General features: G+C 36.5%; 18 protein-coding genes and 1 pseudogene. 6 read left to right on the plus strand and 13 right to left on the minus strand.

What is annotated here, in order from left to right; translation table 11 throughout:
- Nucleotides 1-18: 18 nt before the first annotated feature.
- The 3 genes from MM213_RS02200 to holA are packed head-to-tail and all read right to left on the minus strand — an operon-like array spanning nucleotide 19 to nucleotide 5736.
- Nucleotides 19-1683, minus strand: a complete 1665-nt coding sequence (locus MM213_RS02200) for a TonB-dependent receptor (protein ID WP_241409723.1) — start codon at nucleotides 1681-1683, stop codon at nucleotides 19-21.
- A 26-nt stretch (nucleotides 1684-1709) separates the two neighbouring features.
- Nucleotides 1710-4697 (minus strand): tetratricopeptide repeat protein, encoded by a 2988-nt coding sequence (locus MM213_RS02205; protein ID WP_241409725.1) that lies wholly within the window; start codon nucleotides 4695-4697, stop codon nucleotides 1710-1712.
- A 16-nt stretch (nucleotides 4698-4713) separates the two neighbouring features.
- Nucleotides 4714-5736 carry a DNA polymerase III subunit delta gene (gene holA / locus MM213_RS02210; protein ID WP_241409731.1) on the minus strand — a complete coding sequence of 341 codons (1023 nt, stop codon included), beginning with the start codon at nucleotides 5734-5736 and terminating at the stop codon, nucleotides 4714-4716.
- A gap of 128 nt (nucleotides 5737-5864) precedes the next feature.
- Here holA and MM213_RS02215 point away from each other — a divergent pair, with 128 nt between their 5' ends.
- Nucleotides 5865-6575, plus strand: a complete 711-nt coding sequence (locus MM213_RS02215; RefSeq protein WP_241409736.1) for a tetratricopeptide repeat protein — start codon at nucleotides 5865-5867, stop codon at nucleotides 6573-6575.
- Here the strand turns inward: MM213_RS02215 and MM213_RS02220 are convergent.
- On the minus strand, nucleotides 6572-7414 hold the full coding sequence (locus MM213_RS02220; protein WP_241409738.1) for a universal stress protein: 843 nt from the start codon (nucleotides 7412-7414) through the stop codon (nucleotides 6572-6574). The two genes, MM213_RS02215 and MM213_RS02220, sit on opposite strands and share 4 nt — an antisense overlap.
- A 10-nt stretch (nucleotides 7415-7424) precedes the next feature.
- Entirely contained in the window at nucleotides 7425-8345 is a 921-nt protein-coding gene (locus MM213_RS02225; protein ID WP_241409740.1) for a 2-hydroxyacid dehydrogenase, read from the minus strand.
- 202 nt (nucleotides 8346-8547) lie between these two features.
- Here MM213_RS02225 and MM213_RS02230 point away from each other — a divergent pair, with 202 nt between their 5' ends.
- The 5 genes from MM213_RS02230 to MM213_RS02250 all read left to right on the plus strand — a co-directional run bounded on the left by MM213_RS02230 (nucleotide 8548) and on the right by MM213_RS02250 (nucleotide 15008).
- Nucleotides 8548-9399, plus strand: a complete 852-nt coding sequence (locus MM213_RS02230; protein ID WP_241409742.1) for a DUF2911 domain-containing protein — start codon at nucleotides 8548-8550, stop codon at nucleotides 9397-9399.
- A gap of 305 nt (nucleotides 9400-9704) precedes the next feature.
- Nucleotides 9705-11597 (plus strand): phosphoglycerate dehydrogenase, encoded by a 1893-nt coding sequence (gene serA / locus MM213_RS02235; RefSeq protein ID WP_241409743.1) that lies wholly within the window; start codon nucleotides 9705-9707, stop codon nucleotides 11595-11597.
- A gap of 576 nt (nucleotides 11598-12173) precedes the next feature.
- On the plus strand, nucleotides 12174-12815 hold the full coding sequence (locus MM213_RS02240) for a SatD family protein (protein ID WP_241409750.1): 642 nt from the start codon (nucleotides 12174-12176) through the stop codon (nucleotides 12813-12815).
- Nucleotides 12815-13522: a DUF3307 domain-containing protein gene (locus MM213_RS02245; RefSeq protein WP_241409752.1), complete on the plus strand. Its 708-nt coding sequence runs from the start codon at nucleotides 12815-12817 to the stop codon at nucleotides 13520-13522. Before MM213_RS02240 ends, MM213_RS02245 begins: the two co-directional genes overlap by 1 nt.
- A gap of 97 nt (nucleotides 13523-13619) precedes the next feature.
- Nucleotides 13620-15008, plus strand: coding sequence for an exonuclease domain-containing protein (locus tag MM213_RS02250; protein ID WP_241409761.1), 1389 nt, complete (start codon nucleotides 13620-13622; stop codon nucleotides 15006-15008).
- Between the two features lie 999 nt (nucleotides 15009-16007).
- Here the strand turns inward: MM213_RS02250 and MM213_RS02255 are convergent.
- The 8 genes and pseudogenes from MM213_RS02255 to MM213_RS02290 form a co-directional block, all read right to left on the minus strand.
- Nucleotides 16008-17597, minus strand: a complete 1590-nt coding sequence (locus MM213_RS02255; RefSeq protein WP_241409763.1) for a glycoside hydrolase family 99-like domain-containing protein — start codon at nucleotides 17595-17597, stop codon at nucleotides 16008-16010.
- 437 nt (nucleotides 17598-18034) lie between these two features.
- Complete coding sequence (locus tag MM213_RS02260; RefSeq protein ID WP_241409765.1) at nucleotides 18035-20692, minus strand: DEAD/DEAH box helicase; 2658 nt, start codon at nucleotides 20690-20692, stop codon at nucleotides 18035-18037.
- Nucleotides 20693-20871: 179 nt separating this feature from the next.
- Nucleotides 20872-21237 carry a DUF1016 N-terminal domain-containing protein gene (locus MM213_RS02265; RefSeq protein WP_241409767.1) on the minus strand — a complete coding sequence of 122 codons (366 nt, stop codon included), beginning with the start codon at nucleotides 21235-21237 and terminating at the stop codon, nucleotides 20872-20874.
- Between the two features lie 3 nt (nucleotides 21238-21240).
- Nucleotides 21241-22863, minus strand: coding sequence for a site-specific DNA-methyltransferase (locus tag MM213_RS02270; protein ID WP_241409769.1), 1623 nt, complete (start codon nucleotides 22861-22863; stop codon nucleotides 21241-21243).
- A gap of 18 nt (nucleotides 22864-22881) precedes the next feature.
- On the minus strand, nucleotides 22882-23973 hold the full coding sequence (locus MM213_RS02275; RefSeq protein WP_241409770.1) for an ImmA/IrrE family metallo-endopeptidase: 1092 nt from the start codon (nucleotides 23971-23973) through the stop codon (nucleotides 22882-22884).
- A 22-nt stretch (nucleotides 23974-23995) separates the two neighbouring features.
- Nucleotides 23996-24271, minus strand: coding sequence for a type II toxin-antitoxin system RelE/ParE family toxin (locus MM213_RS02280; RefSeq protein ID WP_241409772.1), 276 nt, complete (start codon nucleotides 24269-24271; stop codon nucleotides 23996-23998).
- 185 nt (nucleotides 24272-24456) lie between these two features.
- Complete coding sequence (locus tag MM213_RS02285; RefSeq protein WP_241409774.1) at nucleotides 24457-25986, minus strand: ATP-binding protein; 1530 nt, start codon at nucleotides 25984-25986, stop codon at nucleotides 24457-24459.
- 49 nt (nucleotides 25987-26035) lie between these two features.
- A pseudogene (locus MM213_RS02290) lies at nucleotides 26036-26249 on the minus strand (IS110 family transposase); the annotation flags it as partial.

Below are 26249 nucleotides of genomic sequence, written 5' to 3' on the forward strand. Positions count from 1 at the left end.
AGGATTGTCTTAATGCACTTAAAACTTAACTGTCAAGCCACCAATTCCTTGGATTCCTCTTACCGGGTAATTCAAGAATCTTTGATTTGATTGATTGAGCAAGTTATTGCCTACTGCAAATACTGATATTTGATTGTTGATTTTATAGTCAAGTTTAAGGTTCAAGTCAAAGATCATAGGCAATGTTTCGCTCACATCCAAAGTAGGTTTATAAGCAACTATTCCCCCCATTGCATTAACATTGGCATTGATCAGGAATTTTTCGGTTGGTTTGAATGTGTTTCCCAGACTTAACTCCCACTCCGGTCTGTGAAATGCTGCATCTAGGTCATTGAGTGTATATTGATAGTAATTGACAGAGCCAGTCAATTTGTACCAATCCTGATATTCCCAACCAACGCTAGCTGTATAATTTATTACTCTCGTATCAGAATCATATACCATATTGAATCTCAAACTGTCGCTTGGAGAAGTAGTGAAAAAATGCATGTTTGCATACTTGCCTACATTCACCCCCGCTTCATATGTTAGTTCACCATTGATTGTCCCCTTTACTCCAGCACTTGCGACAAAATTCTGAATGGTATTCAGCAACTCGGCACTAGGCCCTAAAAAGGGATTTTCCATTACAAAATCATAATAGGTTTTTCTAATCACATCACCTTCAACTCCGGCATAAACACCAAAGGCTTCATCTAACATGTAGCTTCCTGAAATTGCCGGAAATATGTGGAAATCTGATTTTTTATTAGTCGTAATGTCATTTTCAAATACAATATTTGCACCTGCCAAAACACTCAAGCCCTGTCTTCTGTATTCCACATAAGGTTTGATCTTGAAATAATTTCTGTTGATATCTCCATAAAATTCATCTGAAGGAGTAGTCAATGATAAATTTGCATCAACAGCCGTTCTGAGGTTTTCATTATACCAAAAATCCGCTCTCCCATTGATTCCAATTTCATTTTCAACAGCCATGAAACTATCATTAAAAAGCCTCACGTTTAGATTTGCATCATAATTCAAATCTGACATCTTTTCCAAATTCGAAATTCCTGCCTTTATTTTGAATGTATTGAAAATATTTTGGGTAGTAACAAATTCCTGCAAATTCACATTTTCTGGATCATATCCATAGAAATTGTACAAATCCCTATTGTAATCTACGTGGCCGTACAACTCAAAGTAATCTTTGAACAATGTCCCATCTACACCTACAGATGTATGGTTTTCTGCAGAGTTCCTTCCACCTATTGGACCTGTATAAAAACCTTCATGCTTAACTTTTGCACCTATATTAAAATCTCCATCTTCCCATAGATTATATCTCGCTTCTACAATTGGGGAAGAATAGTTTCCATAACCAACTCTTACAAAACCTGGGAACAACTCTTCATTGCTTCTCGGAAATTGCTTGAGGGAAGCTTCTGGTGCTATCTCTAAAGGCGGTAAATTCAGAAAAAATGGTTTGACCAAATAGTTGAAATTTGCTGTGCTTTTAGGAGTTGGCAATACAGGAATTCTTTCGAAATTCCTCGGCTGAACAGGCACTGTCAAAACCCTATCCTTTCTTATCACAAATTCTTGATCCTGAACCTCACCTCTTTGCTGTGCAAAGCTTGGCAGAGTCAATCCGAAGAAAAATACAATAAGTATATATCTGAAAATCAAATTCTTATTCATAACTATTTAAATATAATTCTCGGATTTTATTTGATTTTAGCTAATTTTTCTTGAGCCATTTTTTTGATTCCTTCGTCTTGGGCCTGCTCTACTACTGATTCCAAGGTAGCTTTCGCTTGGAAATCTTCACCCAAAGCAAGGTAGTTATCCGAAAGAAGGATAAAGCATTTGCCATACCAATAAGCATGAGCAGAAAATGGTGCTGAGAAATCGAAAATTGCATCGTTAGATTGATTGTAATTTTTCTTCTTATTGTAGCTTTCTGCAAGAAGGTATAGACCTTCAGCGCCATGAACCGTTTTGTATTCATTAATTAATGTCATCAAAGCATCCTCAGCGGCGTTCACATTACCTGTTTGGAAAAAAGCTTTAGCTTTTAGCAACATTGCAGAGGGGATTGCATCTGCCATTACATTTCCCAAATTGATAATTCTGTCAGCATAAAAAACAGCTGAATCATATTTATTGGTGTAATAATGCGCATCCATCAACCCTTTGAAAGCTTCGTACTCTTCCAGTTTGTTTCTCGCACTTTTTGAAGATTCACGCAAGTATGGAAGCGCCTTCTCATAATTTTTATTCTCTACTTCTATTGCTGCAATTCTTTGAACCGCCCTAAGCCTTTGCGGAGATTCTTTCAAATTATCTAGTTGATAGAAAAACTTCAATGCTTCAGTTTTATTACCAAGTTTTGAATGAGCGTCACCAATAAAATAGGTCGCTTCTGCCCTGTTGGCTGATTGCGGATAGTTTTTCAAATATTCTTCAAAAGCTCGTATGGCCTGTTGGTTTGAATTTGAGAAGAATAGATTTTTCGCTGCCTCAAATTCTACATTTTGTAAGCTTTTATTATCTGGATTAGCATTTCTGTATCTAGACAGATAGTTGGAGAATTCCCCTGATCTGTTTTGCAAAGCCAAAGCTTCTTGAAGACCTACCAAAGCAGATTCTGAATTGGAAGAGTTTGGATGGTTTTCTAGGATTTTCTTATAATCATTGATCGTCTCTTCATACTGCTGTAGGGAATAACTGGCGATAGCCCTACCTTCCAAAGCAAATGGAATAAATTGGCTATTGGGCCTTGACGTGATTAATCTGCTAAAACCACTTTTTGCTTCAGCATACCTTGTCATCTCCATATTTATTTGAGCCTTTTGGAAGATTGCATCTTCCAAATATAAGCTTGATGGAAAGTTATCAATCACCCGATTCAGTTGATTGATGGCTTCTTGATTATTGTTTTGAAAATTATAAACTACTCCTGATCTAAAATGCGCATAATCAGTGTAATTATTACCTTCCCTTACAGCACGTTGGAAAGTATTCAGAGCGTCAGCAAACTTCTTCTGAACGTAATACGTGTCTCCCAATCTTATAATAGCATCATCATAATTTTCTTTATCTTCTGCTCTCTGAAGCTTGTCTGTATAAAGCTTAAATTGTGATTCTGCCTTTACATATTGCTGGGAGTTAAAATATGCATAGCCCAATCCATAATGTGATTTAATCAAATATGGGTCATTTGATCGAGGTCTTTGGGCTTGTAGTCTTTCATATGACTTTATTGCTTCTGGAAGATTTTCTCTTGCTGCATAATTCTCTGCTTTCCAGAAAAGCGCCTGATTTACCAAATCCTTATCAACAGGTGTATTTATAGCCTTGTCAAAATACGCTGTTGCTAAATCATTTCTTTTGTCTCGATAATATACAATCCCTTGATAAAAAGAAACTTTCTGGTAAGCTGCATTGATCCGTGTTGATTTGCTAGGCATTCTTTCAATTTGCTCAATAGCACGCAAATAATTGCTAGTATTGATCAATGCATCGGCCAAAAGGTCCTCTGCTTCTTTAGCATATTGCCCTCTTGGATAAATCTCCAAATATGTATCAAGCCCGGTAACTGCTTCTTGAAAACTTCCCCTTTCGAGGTTTACCTTGGCATAATTGATCAACGCTTCTTCCTTTATGTTGGGATCTGCATCACTTTTGTAGGCGGCATTGAAACTTGTAGAAGCAAATTGGGGATTATTCAATTTCAGATAAGAATGTCCGAGATAGTAGCTAGAAACCTGTCCAATCTTATCATTTTCGACTGCCGAAACTTTGAAATAATCTGTGGCACGCTGATAATTTTGTATTTCATATTGTGCAACACCAGCTTTGTAGATTTGTGGTCTTTCTAGAGTACCTTTTCTTGTATTTACAAATTCATCATATTGCTGACCCGCTTTTTGGAAATTTCTTTTTTCGAAATAGGCCTCCGCCAAATAAAGATGGATTTCTTCTTTTCTGTCAAGATTTTTCCTATTTGCTAAAACCGGCTCGGCATAAGAAATCAAATCATCATACAATCCTTGTCTGTAGTAAACCCCTGACAACATATATGGCACTTTTGAAGTGTAAAAGTTCGACTTTTCTGCTTCTTTAAAATTTGCGATTGCATCATTATAACGTTTATTTTCCATGTGGATAAATCCCGCATAGTAACTAGCGTCAGGTGTATATTCTGTTCTTTCTCTTTTTACAAGATTGAAATTGACCAAGGCATTGTTGTAATCCTCTAACTGAAACTGTGCATAGCCCATTTTGAAAAGGACTTCGGCCCTTTGTTCAGGCCAAATATTATCAACATCTACTTTTTGGTAAGCAGGAATAGCCTCTCTATAGTTTCTTCCTTCAAAAAAATAATTACCTAAAATATGAGCAGCTTCATTGATCTTTGGATGGTCAGGATGCTTTCTGATAAAATTATAAGCCAGATCTGATGCACCAGGATTATCAATTTTCAATGCAGAAATAGCAAGGTGGAAGTCCACAAAGACCTCGTCATTTTTTGAGAGATTTTTATTTTTGAGTTCTTCGAATTCATATTTGGATGCACTAAAAAGTTGCTTATCAAATAACTCAAAATTATCGTCTAAAATTTTCTGTGATCCTGTTTGGTACAAGCCCGACTGAGCAAAAGATAGCTGAACGGTGATGGCCATCCAAAGCAATGCGAGAGTTTTCTTCATAATGTCAATATGCTGGTTAATGCATAATTTTGAATATCAATTCTTTAAGGATTTGGGACTCATCCATCCCGTTGGCATCTACGCCTTTCGATCGAAGATCTGCCTCTTTAATGTATTCGAAGGCATCAATAACCTTGCCCAAATGATAATTTTTGGCAGCTATGGTGTATTCTTTTACGAAGTAAGGATTCACTCCTAATTTTCTAGCCAAATCAGCATCAGACGCACCTTTCATATCATGGGTAATTGCAATTTTACTGAAGTAGTTGTACATCAAAGCTATCATCGGGATTAATGGGTGACCTTTGGGGTTTTGTCCAAAATAATGAACGATTTTATTAGCTTTTATTATATCCTTTACTCCTATTGCTTTGGTGAGCTCAAAATTGTTGAAATCCTTGTTGATACCTACATACTTGTGGACATGGCTGGAATCAATCTGTGTTTTCTCAGTAAAGTTAATCAGCATTTTGCCGATTTCATTGGTCATCACCTCAAGGTTGTTTCCGATACTTTCTGCTAGCAAAGTCGCTGTTTTATTATCAATTTTGTGCCCTTTTAAAGTGATATAGTTTTCAACCCAAGCTGCCAATTTATATTCAGGTACTTTTTCTGATTTGACAAGAATTGCCTTTTTATCCAATTCCTTGGACAAAGCTTTTCTACCATCCAAAACTTTATACTTATGTGCAAATACCAAAATAGTACTTGGAAGTGGATTTTGAATGTAATTCAAAAGTAGGGTATCCGTATCTTCTTTTCCTAAATTCGGAATGTTTTGAGCCTCTTTGACAATTACAACTTGACGATCAGCCATCATTGGAAATCGTCTTGCATTCCCAATTACAGAACTCATTTGGGAGTCTTTACCATACATGACTGTTTGGTTGAAACCCTTTTCATGCTCTGGGATAGCGTTTTTTTCTATAAAATCTGTGATTTCATCAATGTAAAAAGGCTCTTCACCTTGCAAAAAATAAATGGGGGCATATTTACCTGCTTTCAGGTCTTTGATTACGTCTTCTGGTTTACTTGGCATAGCTAAAGTTTACAGTTCAAAGATAGAAAGTTTTCATCTTTTCTAAAGCCTAATTTTAATCCAAAAGTATATAAATCTAAACTTTCTAGGGCATATTTTTGTATTTGTATAGAACAAAATAAAATCAAGTGGCAAATTTTGAAATAGGAGTTGGATACTTTAAGGAAGGAAAGTTTAAAGAAGCTTTGGATGCTGTAAACTCTTGCATTGAAGAAGATGTAAATAATACAGAGTATTACTTTTTCCGAGCTAGGGTTCATTCTCGAATGGGAAATTTTAGCTTGGCACTAGAGGACTTCGACTATCTGATACAATTCGAACCTTATAATGCGAGCTATATTAGTGACCGTGCGGTAGTTTTACATCTATTGAAAAGAAATGAAGAAGCAGCAACGGAATTTGACAGAGCTTTGAATTTGGAGCCGGGAAATCCGTATCGATATTCAAGCAGGGCTTACTTCAGAGATAGGATTGGGGATTTTCAAGGTGCTTTAGATGATTATGATAAAGCGATAGAAATGGATCCGGAGGACGCAGTAGCTTACAACAACCGTGGATTGGTAGAGGAGAAAATGGGCTACATCTCACGATCAAAGAAAAGCTTCGAAAAAGCAGATGATTTGGTAGGTTACAAACCAAAAAATCTAAGTGAGGAAAAACCAAAGTCTGATACAGAAAAAACCAAATCGACATTTTCCATGCCGAAGCAGGAAAATGCCGATAAATCTATATCATTTGAAAAGTATATGAACATATTCAAGAAAGTCTTCACAGACAAATCAACTTGGAGTGAGTTTGTAGACTTTATTGGGTCTGGGTTTAAGAATAAAAATTCTTAAGGATTCTTGATAACAAAAAGTGGCTTATTGATAAAATAAGACATTTTTTTAGATAAATTTTGCGCAAAGAGTTGGTCAAACCAACTCTTTTTTGTGCTAAGCGTAATTAGCATGTCACCTTTTGCTGTGATCAAGTAATTCTCTAGGCCAAGCCCAGGCAAGTCTCTATAAGATTTAAGTACAAAAGCTACCTTTTCACTCTTTATAAAAGGCGTAATTTCACTTATCATTGATTGGTGCATCAACTTGTCAATGATTCCTGATTTAGAACTCACATGGACAAGATCTATTTCTGACTCAAAAAAACCAGCAAGCTCAACAACCTTCTGAATTGCAAGTTTGTCTTCTTCATGATAATCAGTAGCATATACAAATTTTCGTGGTGCTTTAAAAAAGACTTTCCTAGGGATCAGCATCACATCTATATTTGCTTTTTCAATCAAAGTCGATGACCTTGTTCCAACGAATTTCTTTTTGAAATCATTGACACCTTCTGTGCCCATTACGATCAAATCTACTTTATTATCATCGGCAAACTCCAAAATAGTATCAACTATTTCTCCCTCTTTTATTTCAAAAGAGCAAGATTTAAGCCCTTTTGGGATACTTTCTTCACTTACGGCATGGACCAAATTACGCAGCTTTTTTTGGATAAAACCATATGGATCAGCCGCTCCGACTTCTTTGGAGGCTAATTTGTGATAATCCTCCATATTTGGAACATGTAAAATAATAAGACTAGCCCCATATTTTTCTCCTAATTTTGCAGCATACTCGATTGCATTTAGCGAACATTCAGAAAAATCTACTGGGCATACGATTTTAAAATTATTATGCATTTTTTATTCTTTAATAGCCTTTCCTTCTATCGATGGAATTTTTTAAAAATTGATTATTCAATAAACGGTTATAATTTTCAACAATTTGAGGAGCTGCAGCATCCGGATTTGTCACACTGGCTATGTGAGGCGTAACAGTTATTTTCTCTTCAACCCAAAAAGGATGGTCGGTTGGAAGTGGTTCTGTTCTAAAAACATCTATCAAAGCTCCAGAGATTTGACCTTCTCTTATTGCTTCCAAAAGATCCTCTTCCACCAAATGTTTACCCCGTGCTACATTTATAATGTATGTTCCTGTACTGCATTTTCTAAAAAAGTCCTTGTTTAGAAAATCCTCAGTTTCGTTGGTCAAAGGTAGCAAACAAATAATTAAGTTCACTTTTTTGAGTAGTAATTCTAATTCGTCGCCGTAATAATAAGGAAAATCCAAACCGCTTTTTGCAGAATTCCCATATCCTGAAACTTTAATATTGAGTGATTTGAGTTTTCTGATCACATCACCGCCTAACTCTCCTACCCCAAGAACTCCTACGTGCACATCTATTTCAGGGTTTGTCATATCCCAATTTTTGTTGGCTTGCTGTTGGCTATACCTTGTGATTTGTCTATGAAAATTGAGAACTCCCATTACGCAATAGTTCGTCATTGAAAAAGTAAGTTTATCATCGACTATTCTAGTGATTGGCAAATTGGGATCAATGGTTTCATCAGACAAAATATGATCAACACCAGCTCCCATAGAGCATATAAGTTTCAAATTACTGAATTCCTTCAAAATTCCTTTTGGATGCTGCCACAATAAAACAACTTCAACATCGTCTTTTCGTGTGATGTTTGGATAAATTTGAATATCAATGCTATCATCGATTTCCTTGATTTTCTGAACCCAAACACTTGGATTTCTATTCGGTGAAATAATTGCTATCCCCATGAAAACTAAAGCGTTTTAATATTTAAAGTTAAAATGTCGAATTTTTAATATTCGATCGTTTGTTGCATAGCTAAAGAATCCCCAAATTTATAATCGGAATTTAGATATGACAAAGTAATAAGTCAAAAGTTAGAACTTAATATTGCTCTTCATTACAAGTATCTTAAAAGCAAATATAATTTTAATAAATAAACATACAAAAATGAATCTAAAACAAAGCTTATTGTTAATTATTTTGGTTTTGAGCGGATCCTTAGTTTTGGAGGCACAGCAAATTGAAATGCCTCAAGCAAGCCCTGCCTCAAGCATCTCTCAGAAAATCGGATTGAGTGATGTCAAAATCGAATACAGCCGACCAAGCACTAAAGGCAGGAAAATCTTCGGAGAGTTAGTTCCTTATGGTGAGGTTTGGAGAACTGGCGCCAATGCTGCCACTATTATTTCTTTCTCCACTGATGTCAAAATTGAAGGAAAAAATGTACCAGAAGGATCCTATGCACTTTATTCCATACCCAACAAAAATGAATGGACCATAATTCTTTCTAAAAACACAAAACTCTGGGGAGCTGTAGGCTATAGCGCTGCTGATGACCTTGTACGTTTTAAAGTCAAATCAGGCAAGTCAAAGTCTAAATATGAAACTATGGAAATTGGTTTTATTGACATGACAGATACAGGGGCTTCTGTGTCTATCAAGTGGGAAAATGCAAGCGTCAAGTTTAGGATAGAAACTGAAGTAGATGGCATCGTGATGAATCAAATCAAGGAATTGGTGATAGATCAAGAGCCTACCAATCCTGGTTTGTATTATCAAGCTGCCAATTATTATTTCACTACCAACAAAGACCTTCCAACTGCACTTGAGTGGATAAACAAGTCGGTAGATTCAGATCCAAAGTATTGGACAATGCACCTCAAGGCTAAAATTGAGCTTGCATTGGATATGAAAAAAGAAGCTGTAGCCAGTGCTACCAAATCAAAAGAAATGGCTCAAGAAGCCAAAAACCCTGATTATGTAGGACTTAATGAAAGGCTAATAAGGTCTATAAAATAATTGTATTCATCATCCAAGCTTTCCAAGCTTGGATGATGATTTTGATTTTTTGAATATCTTTTTCGAAAATTTATCTTTCGTAGTGAAAGCAAGCTACAAAGGTCTATCTTCATTCGTAAAAAAAAGAAATCACAGAATAAATGTTAGTAAAAATAATTTTCTCCAAAATAATGCATTTAAATAGCATACAATCGATTTCGGAGCGATCATGATTCATTTATAAAAGTATTTTTGTCAATAAAAGTGTTTATTTTTTAATAATATTCTAATTTTGGACTTCAATTCATTAAAACTTCATCACAATAATGCCCAATAATACAAAATTCATTATTGACTTCGACAGTACATTCACACAAGTAGAAGCTCTGGATGTCCTAGGGGAAATCAGTCTGAAAAAGGATCCTAAAAGAGACGAAAAACTAAAAGCTATCAAAGACATTACCGATATGGGAATGGAAGGTACGCTCAATTTCAGGGAAAGTCTGGAAAGAAGGTTGGAGATTTTGGAAGCATCAAAGCCTCAAATTTCTGAATTGATTACAGCACTAAAAGATAAAGTTTCTAAGTCATTTCAGCGAAACAAAGAGTTTTTTAATGAAAACGCTGACAATATCATCATCATTTCAAATGGATTCAAAGACTTTATTACTCCAATAGTTGGAGAATATGGAATCAAAGCAGAAAATGTCTTTGCAAATGAATTTGTGTATGATGAATCTGGAAAAATCATTGATTTCGACAGAGAAAATATTCTTTCAAAAAATGGAGGTAAGCCAGAAACCATCAAAAATCTTAACTTAGAGGGTGAGATATATGTAATCGGTGATGGATATACTGACTATGAAATCAAAGCTTCCGGTATGGCTAATAAATTCTATGCCTTCACGGAAAATATAGCGCGACCAAAAGTCACCTCCAAAGCAGACCACATTGCTCCCAGCTTAGATGAAATTCTTTATGTAAACAAAATGAACAAAAAATTCTCCTACCCAAAAAGCCGAATCAACGTATTGCTTCTTGAAAATGTACACCCAATAGGTGTAGAATTGATGAAGCAGGAAGGATACAATGTAGAGGTAATTTCTTCTGCACTTTCAGAAGATGAACTTGCGGAAAAAATCAAAAATGTCAGTGTTTTGGGTATTCGTTCCAAAACCAATGTGACCAAAAAAGTATTGGAAAATGCAAATAGACTGATTTCTATCGGTGCATTTTGTATCGGAACCAATCAAATTGATTTGGAGACATGTACCGAAAAGGGTATCGCCGTCTTCAATGCACCGTTCAGCAATACCCGGTCTGTGGTAGAGATGGCAATTGCCGAGATCATCTTTCTGATGCGTGGATTCCACGACAAAAGTCTTGGGATGCACAAAGGAATTTGGGATAAATCTGCCACAGGCAGCTTCGAAATTCGTGGCAAAAAACTAGGGATAATTGGCTACGGAAATATCGGCGCTCAACTTTCTGTATTGGCAGAAAACATGGGACTGGATGTTTACTATTTTGATGTTATCGAAAAACTAGCACTTGGAAATGCCACAAAGGTTGACTCTTTGGACGAACTATTGGAATCTTGTGATGTGATTTCACTTCATGTGGATGGAAGAAAAGACAACAAAAACATCCTCGACAAATCCAAGATTGCCAAAATGAAGCCTGGCTCCTATTTGCTCAACCTCAGCAGAGGACATGTAGTTGATATCAATGCGCTCAAAGATGCATTGGAGTCTGGACATATAGCTGGTGCTGCGATCGATGTATTTCCTGAAGAACCAAAAAACAATTCCGAACCATTGGTCTCTGAACTGATCGGAATGAAAAATACGATCCTCACGCCGCATATCGGTGGATCTACTTTGGAAGCTCAGCAAAACATCGCACGATTCGTCCCTGGAAAGATCATGGAATATATCAACACCGGAAATACTTACAATTCTGTGAATTTCCCGAATATTCAATTGCCTTTCTTAAAAGATGCGCATAGACTGATCCATATTCACCAAAATGAACCAGGTGTATTGGCAAAAATCAATAATAGTCTTGCCAAGCATGAAATCAATATCGTAGGGCAATATTTGAAAACCAATGAAAAAATCGGTTATGTGATTACCGATATTGACAAAGCATACTCCCCTGAAGTCATTGACGCCATGAAAGAAATTCCTGGCACAATTAGATTTAGGGTTTTGTATTAATCTGACTTAGTAATCTTCGATTGCTGAATAAAAAAGTATGGATATACGAAGCTTTGGCAGTAATGATTTTAATACCTGCATTTGTACTAAATCAGATATCAATTGACATTGGAGCTGTTACAGCTGAAAAGTTGCTAGTTGATATTGGAAGGTACTATTCATCTTTGAAATAACGCTACTGGCAAGAAAGTTATAATCAGATTCAAAAAACATGAAATTAATTGTCGAAATGAAAAAGTTCTGATCTGCAATTATTTTTCTCAAACAAATTACCTATCAAACCTATGTGAACAAAGCCAACAAATGCTTTAAACAGCGATTGTTGGCTTTTTCATTGTTAATCCTTTATTTTATTTTTACCTGCTTCCCTCCCTTTTGCCAAACAAAATCTTATGTTTTGAATCAATTGAAGCACGGGTAAGTAATCGACTAATAACGATTTACGATTATCCATTTCGACTTAATATCATTGATTTCTGTGATATCTATAATTATCGTCTATTAAAGCGATAATTAAATATATCATAAGTATCTACGATATTTTGAATTATCGCATATTTCTACGATATTAGATTTATGATAGCAATAATCAAAGGAGACATCATCGCTTCAAGAAAGCTTTTGGATCAGGAAAAGTGGTTACAGCCACTCAAATCTCTCCTATCCAAATGGGGATCTACTCCAGAGAAATGGGAATTGGTATGGGGAGATTTCTTCCAGTTGGAAATAAATGATCCTCAGGAAGCACTACAAAAAGCACTGGAAATAAAAGCATTGATCAAAAAAATAGAGCCCAAAGATGCAAAAAAGCTGGTCAGCACTTTGGATGTGAGGATGTCCATAGGAATTGGAGAAAAGACATTTGCTGGGAAGCGTATATCAGAAAGCAATGGCCCTGCTTATATCTATGCAGGAGAAAAGTTCGAAAAACTGAAAAAAGAAAAAACAAACTTGGCAATCCAAAGTCCCTGGCAAGATTTTGACAACGAGGTAAACCTGTACTTGAAACTAGCAGGGAAATTCATGGACAGTTGGTCAGTTTCATCAGCTGAGTTGGCCGAAATCGTATTGACGAGTCCCAATATTACACAAGAAGAAATCGGGGAAATTTTGAAAATAAAACAAAACTCAGTCAGTGGCAGATGGAACCGCTCCAATATTGAAGAGGTATTGAAAATCGAAAGGGTGTTTAGGGAAAAGCTTCAAAAACTAATCTAATGATCTTACTTGTAAAGCTATTGTTCGCACATTTGATTGGAGACTTTGTACTTCAGCCAAAATCATGGGTACAGGAAAAGGAAAAAAAGAAAGCCAGATCACCTAAATTATATATCCATTTTTTGATCCATGGATTGTTGATTCTTTTGGTACTTTGGGACATTCAATGTTGGTTTCTAGCTATGCTGATCGTGGTCATCCATGGCCTGATAGACTTCACAAAACTGTACCTCCAAAAGAAAAAGAATAAAACAAAGTGGTTTGTGATAGATCAAGTTTTGCATCTATTTAGCATCTTGTTGTTGTGGTTGATTTGGGAAAAGCCAAACTTGGAAATCAAAATATGGGTAGAAAGTCCTACCATCTGGATCTATGCTACATCACTTCTATTTTTGACCGCTGTGACAGGGATCTTGATTCAAGTAATCATGGCCAAATGGTCCAATGCCATCGATGACGGCAAAAACCAATCTCTTGACAATGCAGGTAAATATATCGGCATATTGGAACGGTTACTCGTATTCACATTTGTAATTATCGGCAGATGGGAAGCAATAGGATTCTTACTGGCAGCCAAATCAGTCTTCCGCTTTGGTGATCTCAAAGAATCCAAAGACAGAAAGCTTACCGAGTATATTCTGATTGGCACTCTACTGAGCTTTGGAATAGCAATCTTGACAGGAATGATTGTATTGGCTATCACCTAACCTTTATTACAAACCAAACATATTTCTGCGAATTTAATTGAAAGAAAGAAATCAACTCTCTGCAGAAACTGTTACATTAGAGTAAAAATACTTCTCAGTGAAACAGGAATTTGCAATAGTAGATATAGAAACAGCCGGAGGAAATCCCGGAGATGGTGGAGGGATTACTGAAGTCGCAATTATTGTCCATGATGGGCAGAAAATCCTGAGCAGCTATCAGACACTTATCAATCCAGAGCGGATTATCCCTGGATTTATCACAGGTTTGACAGGAATAGATAACCATATGGTATCAGATTCGCCTACGTTTGGGGAGGTTGCCGAGGAAATTTTTGAGATCTTGAAGGATCGCATTTTTATAGCACACAATGTAGGTTTTGATTATACATTTATCCAAAAAGCTCTTGAAAAGACCAATATCAATTACAAGGCCCCAAAACTCTGTACAGTAAGGATGAGTCGAAAGGTTTTTCCGGGATACAAGTCTTATAGTTTGGGGAGAATTTGTGAGCATTTGGACATCCAAATATCGGCACGACATCGAGCTTTTGGAGATGCTGAAGCTACAGCTTATCTTTTCGAGAAAATCTACCAAAAAGATGCAGAGGCGATTTTCGCCATGTTGAAGAAAAACAATGGGGAAGCCTTTTTACCCCCAAACATCGCCAAGGAAAAGTTCAATAGCCTACCCGAAGAGACTGGTATTTACTATTTCCATGATGTCAATGGAAAAGTGATCTATGTAGGAAAAGCTCTGAATATCAAGAGTAGGTTTAAGGGACATTTTTCGGGAAATTCAAAAGGAAAAGCCAAGCTAGATCTCAAAAATGAAATTCATGATATCAGCTGGGAGTTGACAGGAAATGAATTTCTGGCCTACCTATTGGAATTACATGAAATCAAGAGGCTCTGGCCAAAGTACAACAAATCACAAAAATTTATCAGCAACACCTGGGGTATCATACAGTATGAAGACAACGCTGGGTTTATACGATTTCAGGTATCGAAAGTAAAATCAAGCCAAATTTGCCTAAGAAAATTTGAAAGTCACAGTGAAGCTTGGAAGTATTTGCTGGAAGCTGTTGAAAAATATGAATTATGCCCAAAGCTTTGTGGAATACAAAAAGCAAATGAAGCCTGCTACGATTATCTCATCAAGCAATGCAAAGGTGCCTGCTGTGGACAGGAAGATTCATTGGAATACAATGCCCGTGTACAGGCATTTTTAAATAAAAACTCCGAAGAAGAAGGTACCTTAATCATCAAAGAAAGAGGTAGAAGTGCAGATGAAGAAACTGCACTTCTATTTGAAAAAGGGATGTTTATTGGTTATTCATTTATCAGTAAAGATGAAATGATAGAAACACCAGAAAATCTCCTAGATCAGATTCCGAAAATCAAACCATTTCAAGAAAGCAAGTACATTCTGAGAAGCTTTCTACCAAAGCTAAAATTAAAGGATATTTTTCTGGTTAAAGAACTTTGAGGATAAAGAGTCAGAAAACCAATTCGAGATCTCTCTCTTCGTTCGAGATGACTTAATAGCAGTCATTTCGACCATCGAGAGAAATCTCGTACTGACATTGTAAAATCAGGTCGTATTTCAGGCAACCTTAATTACATCAAGACGAGATCTCTCTCTTCGTTCGAGATGACTCAGTAGCAGTCATTTCGACCATCGGGAGAAATCTCGTACTGACATTGCAAAAACAGGTCATATTTCAGGCAACCTAAATTAAATCAAGTCGTGATCTCTCTCTTCGTTCGAGATGACTTAGTAGCGGTCATTTCGACCATCAGGAGAAATCTCGTGCTGACATTGTAAAAACAGGTCATATTTCAGGCAACCTTAATTAAACCAATTCTAGATCTCTCTCTTTGTTCGAGATGACTCAGTAGCAGTCATTTCGACCATCGGGAGAAATCTCGTACTGACATTGCAAGAACAGGTCATATTTCAGGCAACCTAAATTAAATCAAGTCGTGATCTCTCTCTTCGTTCGAGATGACTTAATAGCAGTCATTTCGACGAAAGGAGAAATCTCATACTGACATTGTAAAATCAGGTCGTATTTCAGGCAACCTTAATTAAACCAAGTCGAGATCTCTCTCTTTGTTCGAGATGACTTAGTAGCAGTCATTTCGACCATCGGGAGAAATCTCGTACTGACATTCTAAAAACTGGTCGTATTTCAGGCATCCTTAATTAAATCACGACGAGATCTCTCGCTTCGTTTGAGATGACTCAGTAGCAGTCATTTCGACCATCGGGAGAAATCTCGTGCTGACATTCTAAAAACTGGTCGTATTTCATGCAACCTTAATTAAATCAAGACGAGATCTCTCTCTTCGTTCGAGATGACTTAGTAGCAGTCATTTCGACGAAAGGAGAAATCTAGTACTGACATTGTAAAAACAGGTCGTATTTCAGGCATCCTTAATTAAATCAAGTCGAAATCTCTCTCTTTGTTCGAGATGACAATAGCTATTTTCTAGAAAAAACCTCCCTTATAGCCTCCAAATAATCAAATTTATGACCTTCAGTAGGCTCAATGTAATTGCCTTCCAAATACTCATTCCAACAACACACCATTACCGTATTGCCATTCGTAGCTTTATTCTGGTCAGCAATCAATCTTGCTTCTTCTAGCTTAGCCTTAAAAGTAGATTTGTTGCTATGAACTTTGTCTTTGCCAGGTTCGCTAGGCACACCAGTTTGCTGCGGCCACGTCCCTCCCATTGGTCTCATATCCCAACCCATAGCTACGGGAGGCTGAAACTCGAAGCTAGGGTCATTTTTAAATTCTTGAGTCCATTTTTCCCAATGACTTCTGTAATTCTTCCTCATATCATCATAGCTCCAATTTGCTTTATTTTCATAGGTATGATAGATATAAGAGGTCAATCCTTCAAATCCCATCCCCTTTAGCCTTTTGGCGTAATCTTGAAAAAGCAGTTTGTCAGTGTATCTACCACCCTTCCATGGTTCTCTAGGATTATTGGCGACCCATTTTGTATGCATTGCATAGGGCATTTCTGCCTGTGTCATTGCGCCGGAAGTAGTTGCTATAAATTTGATCCCTGGAAATCCTGCCTTTCTAGCCAAAGCCTTTGACCTATCGAGCAGTTCTTTCATACTAATCCCGTAAAAAGCAGCCCTCGCTTCTGTATCGTGTGGGAAATAAAAATAGACAATAGGTCTTCCAATCGGATCTTTCAGATAGTCTTTTCTTTTAAAATATTTATCAATCCAAAGCATGGTGATTTTGTCATGAACTTGCAGATAGGATGCCTTATCAGCTTTTTCACCAGCTACATTTCTTTTGGCTGCTATACTTTCTGGTGAGCCAACATCCAACCAAAGTAGCCATTTGGCATCATCGTCATCACACCAATTGATTGCCCACTTCATTTGCTTAGACTCTGGAAGTTTTTCATTCTCGCGCAACAAAACCGTCAATTGATCCTCCCACTGCTCAATACCTGGTACTGCCACTCTCTTATAATTCGAATTATCAACTTTCCATCCCTTTGGATAATATGTATTAGCCTGTGGGGCAAAGCCTAAGTGGTAATAATAGTGCCTACCAAAAAACCAATTGTATGCAAAGAAGTCTATTCCATAACTCTTCATATACTCCAATTGCTTTCTGGCTACCTTAGGATCATCTCTTTTGTAAAATCCCCCCAAACTGCTATGTGGCTTTCTTTCCAAAAAAGGACCTTCATAAGGATAATTTTTGTTGTAAACGCGACCTCTAGCACCCCACATACCTGTATTATTAGTGAAACCGCAGTCTTCAGGCTTATACAAACATGGCCAAAAGCTATCAATATCCCTATTGGGATCTGTGGATACATTCCAAGAAGGCATAAAATAAACCCCTACCATGGCTTCACTTGAAGAAGCAACTGTTCTGGCGCCAATCCCCTGATTATCGCTATCACTGGTTTGGTTGATTCCACCATCAGGATTGATACCTGTATCATCTTGAGTAATCTGTTTCACTTCGCATCCCTCCGGAAGCCCACCTGCAAAAACTAAAATAAATAAAAAAGGTAGTATTGATTTCATATAAATTAAATGTTAGGTTGTAAAATTAGAAAAATACAAAGCAAATAAAAAGCCACAGTTCATTTGTGACTATATAACCCAAAAAACCCATCATCTCAGAAAACCCTCAAAAATCAAGACGAGATCTCTCACTTTGTTCGAGATGACTTAGTAGCAGTCATTTCGACCATCGGGAGAAATCTCGTGCTGACATTCTAAAAACAGGTCATATTTCAGGCAACCTTATTTACATCAAGACGAGATCTCTCACTTTGTTCGAGATGACTTAGTAGCGGTCATTTCGACCATCGGGAGAAATCTCGTACTGACATTGTAAAAACTGGTCGTATTTCAAGCAACCTTAATTAAATCAAGACGAGATCTCTCTCTTCGTTCGAGATGACTTAGTAGCAGTCATTTCGACCCAATCGAAAAATTCATGGGTAAAAGCGAGGTTGTCACATTTTGCTTATCAATTCTTTTGCTTTGTCTAAGGTGTACGCTCCTTTTATTTCATTTTTGTCAAATACCATAAAATATGCAAAGTCTTGTCCCGCCTGTCTTTCCCATTCATTTCCAAGTCGGCATTTTGCTTCACTGTCTGAACCATCTAAATGGTCGCCTTTGGTTTCTATTAAAATGGTTTTGCCCGATTTTGTCTGCATAATTAAATCAGGATAGTGGTTGGCTTTAAATCCGTTAATGTAAAAACCTTTACCACGTTCTAAGTTTCTATGCCAAAAAGCAACATTTGAAGAAGTTCCAATTTCCATTGCAACACGCTCTTCAAAATTGTTCATGGAGCCTTCCCTTTCATAAAGTGAATTTCCGATGGATGAGCCTGTTTTGCCTGGCACAATTTCATTGCCCAACTTCCAATTTGCTTTGGTGTTTATTTTTTTAGATTTCAATAAGTCCATGAAACGCCCTTCTGCATAAGCATCTGCCAATTGGCGGATTTTGCTTTTAATCTTGTCTGTATAACTCCATTTTCTTACCAAAATATCTCGGAGTTGTTCGGCGTTCATACTGTTCAAAATACGTCCAATGTAAACCTTGATTTCTTGATCAGGTATTGGGTACATGTTTCCAATAATCTGCATCATTTGATGCGTGATGTCTGTTATTTGATTGTCTTTGGGTTTAGCTAAAATGTATTCTGCAATAGGGTCTTTTACCATATTGTCTTCGATTTTTGTAAAAGATGGTCTGTATTCGTTTTTTTTCGATTCTTCTAAGTCGATTTTATACAAATCAGATGAAATTTGGTCAAAATCAATCTTGATATCTTCATCTGAAAGTTTAAAATCCTTTAGCAATGATTCACGATTTAGTAATTCCTCTTCTGTTCCGAAAATATCACTTGCTGTAACTTTGATAAAGAACTGCGGAAACTCAATTTTGTCAATAAAATCTTTGTTTGATTCTTTGACTTTATAGCGTTTTACTTTAGTACCCATTTCTTGGAATATATTTTCATCAACAGGTTGTTTTTCCTGTTCCTTTATTTGCTCTTCTAATTGTCGGTTTTGTTCTTCCGCAATGGCCTCAATTTCTTCAATCACTGGTGTAGTTTCAGTTTGGTCAATATCAGCATTTGGGTCAAATGTTACTCTATTTTTATCTATAGTTTCTTCTTTCTGTCCGGTTTGTTGCTCTGGGAAAAGGAAAGATTCTATTGGGTCAACAGAAACAGTTTTCTTTCCTGCCTGTTCGGCAGACAGGTCTTCTTCGGTCATTTTATCGACTTTGCGATAGTCTTTTTCGCTAAAACCTGATTCTTGTAACCCTTTTACAATGCTCTGTAAAGTTTCATTGAACTTGGCAGATGCAGTAAGCACATAAGAAAGGTTTAATTGAAATGATTTGTGTTTCTGTACATAAGGTTGACGTAAAACACGACCCAAAATTTGCTCCACATCCACCGAGCTTGATTTATCTGCTAATGATGCCAAAATGTATGCAAACGGACAATCCCAACCTTCTTTTAATGCGTTGATGGTAATGATATAACGAACTTCACACGCCGCCGCCATCAAGTCAATGCCTTTTAATTCATCAATATTGGCAGTTTTGATTTTTATATGACTTTCGGGAATACCTAGACCTAATAATTGCTCTTTCAGTTTTTCAAAAGTGGTGTTGTCGTCTTTGGTTTTTGGTTGTGCTTGAAACAATACAATTGGGCGGATGTATTTACCGCCTTCGGCTTCTTGCTTTTTTGCAAGGTTTTCCAATTTGCGCTGCAAATGCAAAGCATTGTTGATGACTTCCGTTTTGTCGTGGTTGTTATACACGATTACAGGAAGCTTAACCATATGTTCCTTTTTTAACTCTATGGCAGGAACAAGGCTAACAATATTGCTATTGTCCTTTGGCGTTGCTGTTAAATCAAGAATGAATGACGGATTTAAGTTTTTGAGCATATCAACACTCAAATCACTTTCTGCGTTGTGGCTTTCATCCACTACCAAAACAGGATTGAGGTAGCGCAAAACATTGATTAGTGCGGTATCGTCCACACCACTTAAAATATGTTCGCTGTTTTTGTATTGCGAAACAAAAGATTCTAATTGTCCATTTTCCTGAAATACTTTTCTATCTTCTTTGTTATTCGCTCTTAAACTAGCAAAACTCATTACAAAAATGCTCAACTGGTCTTTTACCACTGTTGGGTTGAAATTTGAACCTTGTAATAAATCAGCTTTTTGATAAATTTCTACTCTGTTGTTAAAAAGCGAATTGAGTTTTTGACGATATGGGTGTTCGGGATTGGAAAGGGTATTTACAGTTTGTTGTAAAAGATTACTCCAAGGCACTAACCAAATTACGGCTTTTGGTTTTGCAGAATCGTAAGCAGAAAAAATGGCATGTAAAGCATTAACAGCTATAAAGGTTTTGCCTCCTGCTGTAGGTACTTTGACACAAACGTGGGCTGCATTGGGTATGTTGTTTTTGTAGGCTTCCATTCCTGTACCATCTAACGGATTGTATGGGCCGATTTTATCTTCCCAATATTGATTGAAAGCTTTGGCTAAACTTTTATGCTCTTGAACATAGGTTAAGTATTCTTCCAAATTCTCAATTACTTTTCGTTGATATGATTTCAGTTCCATTATTCCAATGTTTTTTTGCTTTCAATTCTTGCCTTTGTTGCTATCAAGGCTCGATGTAATTTTTCTTCCAATTGTTTTTTAGGAGGTAATTCTGTCCAATATTCTGCTACAAGAATGCCATCTTTGTGCATTTCAAGTAGTTCTCTTTTACCCCACCTTTCTTCTATGGCTTTCTGGGCCTAAAAGAATCTTTGTGCTTTCGATTTCAGGGGAAACAATTGCAAGAAATGAGACCAACTTAATTGTGTCACCAATGGTGTCACAATATCAATGTCTGGAAATTCGTCTGCAAACTGCACCATTCGTCTTACATTTCTTAGCGTAAAACTTTTTCCAAATTGTTGTTCTAATTGTTTTGAAACATTTGCCACCACTTTTTCTCCATACCCAGCCCTTTCATTATTTAACATATGATCATTGATTCGTTTTCCAATTTGCCAATAGGTAAGGGTAAGCACGCTATTCACTTGACTAACGGCTTGTTGTTTGCCTTGCTCAATGACTTGAGCCAAATCCTGAAATAATTTTCTTTCTAACGCAACCATAATCTAAAACCTTGTTATATCACGAGGTATTTTCTTGAAAATGATGTTTTTCCTAGCCATAAAATCCTTTGGTAACAAGCAATTGTCGGCATAGATTACATATTGCTCGCCTTTGGTTTTGATAAGTTCCAAAGCATCAAAGTCTAGCGTAGTCAGTTTATCTTTTTCATAAATGAAATAATATACTGTACCATCCTTTACTCCCAGTTTGTAATCTTCATTTATGCTTTGCGAACTTTGCACCTCTGCGTTTAACCTTTCACTAAAAGAAGTTCGGGTTTCTGAAAACCAAATGTATTCTTTGATTTTTGTCAAGCCAACTTTCTCGTTTAGGTTTTGGTTTTCATCAAATAATGGCAAACCGAGTTCGTAAAAGTCAAATGCTCCGCCTGTGCCTGCTACTGCTTTTGCCCCAGTACCATATCCTTTGGCTACTCGCTTTACTCTTTCGGCTGTAATTTCATTGGCGTAATCCTCCATTTCTACCAAAATGAATTTACGATTGCCACCATCTTGTTTGTTTAAATTCAATACTGCATGAGCCGTAGTGCCGCTTCCTGCAAAGGAGTCGAGAATGATGTCGCTTTTACCACAACAAACTTTTATAATTTTGTCAATAAATTTTGATGGTTTTGGTGTTTGAAAAACATTTTTACTTGATGATTCTTCAAATATTTTAACCAAGTCATATTTTGCATTTCGATTATGACCAGTTTCTTCTAAATCGATCCAAAGATTCGAAGGCGGAAGCCCTTTTTGTTCGTTTAAATACGTTCTTCTTTTAATATTAGTATAGGATTCGTTAAAACGAATTTCTCCAGTATTAAGCTTATACTCCAAAGATTCTTTACTCCATCTCCAACCATTTTTTGGATGTTTAATTATTTTTCCATCAGGAGTTACTAAATCATAACATAAATTTTCTCTGTAATTTGGGGATGAAATAGGATTGCCATCAAAATATGGACCTCTTGGGTCATTGTCTGGATTTTTATAGTGTGAAGACTGTTGAGCATTTCTTAAAAGTTTATTTGATAACCAATTTCTTCTTTTTGAGAAGACTAAAGTGTGATTGTAATCAACTGAAAACTGTTTTGAATCATTATTACTGTTATCACTCGACCTCCAAATAATATTTGAAACAAAATTATTTGAACCAAAAATCTCGTCACAAATCAATTTCAAATTAGCTTGTTCATTATCATCAATACTTATAAATATAGCCCCATCATCTGCCAATAGTTTATGCAATAATTTTAATCGTGGGTACATCATACACAGCCATTTGTCGTGTCGGGTGAGGTCTTCGCCATCTTTACCTACCACTTCGCCTAGCCATTTTTTTATTTTGGGGTGGTTTACATTGTCGTTATATACCCAACTTTCGTTGCCTGTATTGTATGGTGGGTCAATGTAGATACACTTTATTTTTCCTTCGTATTCAGGAAGTAGGCTTTTGAGTGCTTCAAGGTTGTCCCCGTGTATGATTTTATTTCCGCTGTTGGTCGGCACTGATTGTTCTCCTTTTCCTGCTGCAAATCCGTATTTGTGTTCCAAAACTCGGTATGGCACATCTTGATGGTGGCTCACCACTTTATCTTTTCCTATCCAGTGTAATGTTGGCATCTATTCGCTGTAAAATCTTTAATTAAACAAATCAATTTTTTGTCTGAACCCATTGCCAATATGAAATGGTATGAGTTTTAAATGTTGTAACCTGCCAATGATCACTCCTGTTGGAGTTCTGAATTTATTGGCAAAGGCATGTATCATTTCTTCATCTAATGGTGCTGCATCAATAATTTGCTGCTGTTCATTTTCCGTCAACAATATTTTGGCTGCAAAAGCATTGGCTTCTTCTTCTTTTTCTTGGTCTATTTCTGTTCCTTTTACATTCTCTAAGAAAATGTCTTTTTTACCATGCAAAATGATGTGTGCTGCTTCATGGAAAAAGGTAAACCAAAAATGGTCGTTGGTTCTAAATCTTCCCGAAAGTTGAATGATAGGTTTGTTGTGAAACCAACGAGTCGCTCCGCTTATGGGTGCTTTCGGTAAGTTTTGTGTAAATACAACTGCTACACCACATTGGGCACAAATGCTCTGCAATTGATGTGTGAAATCATCAGGCATCAAAAATGCCAGTTCTTTTATTTTAGATAAAGCGTCTTTAAATTTCTTTTTATCAAACTCTGCAATTTCGATTTCTTTGGCTTGAATTTCACCTTTGCGTAACCATGCAGAAATAGCGTGTGGGCTTTGTGTATGAGCCAAAGAAACCCTAAACGCAACCGAAACTTCTTCGTCGATGTAGATGCGTTCCCATTCATCTGTACTTGCTACACAAAAGAATTTTAGTAGACTATCCACCAAAACGTGTTTTTCTCTTGTATCTGGCAACCAACCTAATTTTCTCATTTCATTTACAGGAAATGCAACCAACCAACCTTTCTCTTTTTCAAGTTCTTCCTGCTGTTGTAATTCATACAATTCTTTTCGGTATGTCTTTTCTCTATTCAGCCAAAAGCTTGCAGGAATACCCAATACTTTTTCTAACTGAAAAGCCGTTGCCGTTGTGATTGGCTCTCTTCCTTTAATAATGTCGTTAATTTTCTCTTTAGGTCTTCCCATTCTTTCGGCAAGTTCAGCTTGGCTCATGCCAATAAAATCTATATGCTCCTGAATAGTGTCACCAGGAGGGGAGAGTAATGATTTTGCTATTTCAAGTGTCGTTGCCATGTTGTTTGTTTTATTCTGTTTGTTAATGGTAGTCCTCAATTTCGTTAATCTGAATTTTGGTGACTTCTTCCCAATTCAAACCGCCATCGTCTTTTGTGGGTATTGGATCGTGTAGTGGCTCAAAAATCATTCGGTAATTACCTGAAACATCCACCGCTAATTCACCTTTGCGGTCGCCTGTCAGTTCGTGGCATCTTGCTGCCGGAATGGTTCTCATAATCGCTAAATTGTCTGCATCGGTTAAGTCCTTCAGCCTTTGGTTCACCTTGCGAGCCAACTGTCCAAAAGATTTTGCCATCTCCTTTGGGTCGGTTAGTTGCTTTTCGAGTTTTCTGCTTTTGTAATTTATTTCCACTGCAAAGATAAATATTATTAACGAAAAAGGTTAATGAAAATAGTTGTTAATTTTGAACTGCCAAAAAAAGCGTTGAAAAAAACGGCTCTTTCGCTTTTGCTACATACACGCTATTGTGCTTTCGTGCTTCAATGTTGATTGTCAATAAAGGATCTCATAAGTCTAATTGATTCACTTATTTGTTCTTCGCTAAATCTCACATTATGATTGTTTTCAGGATGATGTATCTGATGTCGAATATATTCAGTAAGTATCTTTTTTTCATTGAGTGTTGTTCCGTCTCGTCTGAGTCGTATATATTCTATAGTTTCTTTACCAACTTTAAAATCATTAATTAGACCCTCACTTTCCAAAAACCCATATAATTCATTATGATATTCTTCTGTTACTTCCTCAAATGCAGTAAAATTCACTTCATTAAGAGACGGATAAGGAAGTTGTCCTGGTGAAACTGAATTTACCGTCTTTCCTCCTTCTCTAATCTGTATTAGCCTCAAGTGTTCAAAATCCATTTTTTTTACTATAACTGGGCTATGTGTAGTCAATAAAATTTGGGTATTATCTGCATCCGACAACTCAATTAATGCTTTAATTAATAATTTTTGATGAGCTGTGTGTTGTGATGTTTCTGGTTCTTCAATCGCATAAATGACACTTGGGACGTTTCTCTCTATTCGTCTACGCTCAGCCTCTGCTCTAAAGAAATTTAAAAGAATAAGCCTTTTTACACCGCTCCCCCTTTTGTTAATAGGAATATCTTCGTCACCTGTTATGGAAACCTTCTTGAAAACGTCATTCCATTTTAAACTGTCTGATGAGGGGATAACAGGATTCAAACTATCAGCAATTTCAGGGTTCATTTCGCGTAGTTTTTCTAAAGTCAAACCTGCAACTTCTTTTAACTTTCCTTCAACAAGTTCTGCCACCCCTGCCAATGTTTCCTGAATTTGACTATCATTCATTATTTGCCTTACCGCTTCATTCAAAGGGTCTTGAACCTCATTGTCTCCATCGCTATTTTTACGGTCGGACTGGAAAAGTGTGTAAATAGGTAAGTAGTTTTCTAGTTTATCCCAAATTGATTTCGTTTCCCCCTTCGTAACATCAATTTCAATTTCTGCTAGGCCAAGATTTTCTGAATGGTGAGACCAAATAGCTGCTCTCATTATTGCATTTATAGTCCGGTTTTCACATTCTATTTCATTATCAGTAATTATTTTTTGAAGTGCTCTTTGTGTTTTTAGAAGAAGTTCTGTGCAATTTTCATTTGTTGGGTGGTTAGCTTTTATAAATATTTTCTCACTTCCACCATTATTGTACCGTTTTATTATTTCTAAATGACCATTTACATTCAAAAGATATTCACTCTCTAAAGACGTTTCATATGTACTATCAATAACAATTGAATTAGGGAACTGGTCAAAAATTAGAGATATTTCACTTGTGTTATCTCCACTAGCTAGACAAGTCTTGTTTACATCATCCTTATCCATTTTTATTGCACCTTTCCCCTTATTAAAGAAGATATCAAGGGCTTCCAAGATTGTGGATTTTCCTATGTCATTTTTACCAACTAAAGTTGTCAGGTCACCAACTGGTATTTCAATTGGTTCCTGGTAGCTTCTGAAGTTTTTAATTTTTATAATTATTAGTCTCATTGTTTATTGTTGATGTTTTTAGCATTCTGACTAACGTAAAYAAAWTCCCTCAATTTGAGCTGATTTCGAGGCCTAAATCCTCATTAGTCAGACCGAATTTATCGATTTGTTTTTTTATTCTCTTAACTAAGCCCAACTTTCTTTTTTGATCCAAGAAAAGATAGCCTTCGGGATTTTCATATGGAATTCCTTTTACGACCATATTCCAAATGATGACTGCAAGCTTTCTTGCTGTGGCGCTGATGGCAGAAACTCTGCCTTTT

It is taken from the genome of Belliella alkalica, assembly GCF_022549785.1.
In the GTDB taxonomy this organism is placed as follows: Bacteria; Bacteroidota; Bacteroidia; order Cytophagales; family Cyclobacteriaceae; genus Belliella; species Belliella alkalica.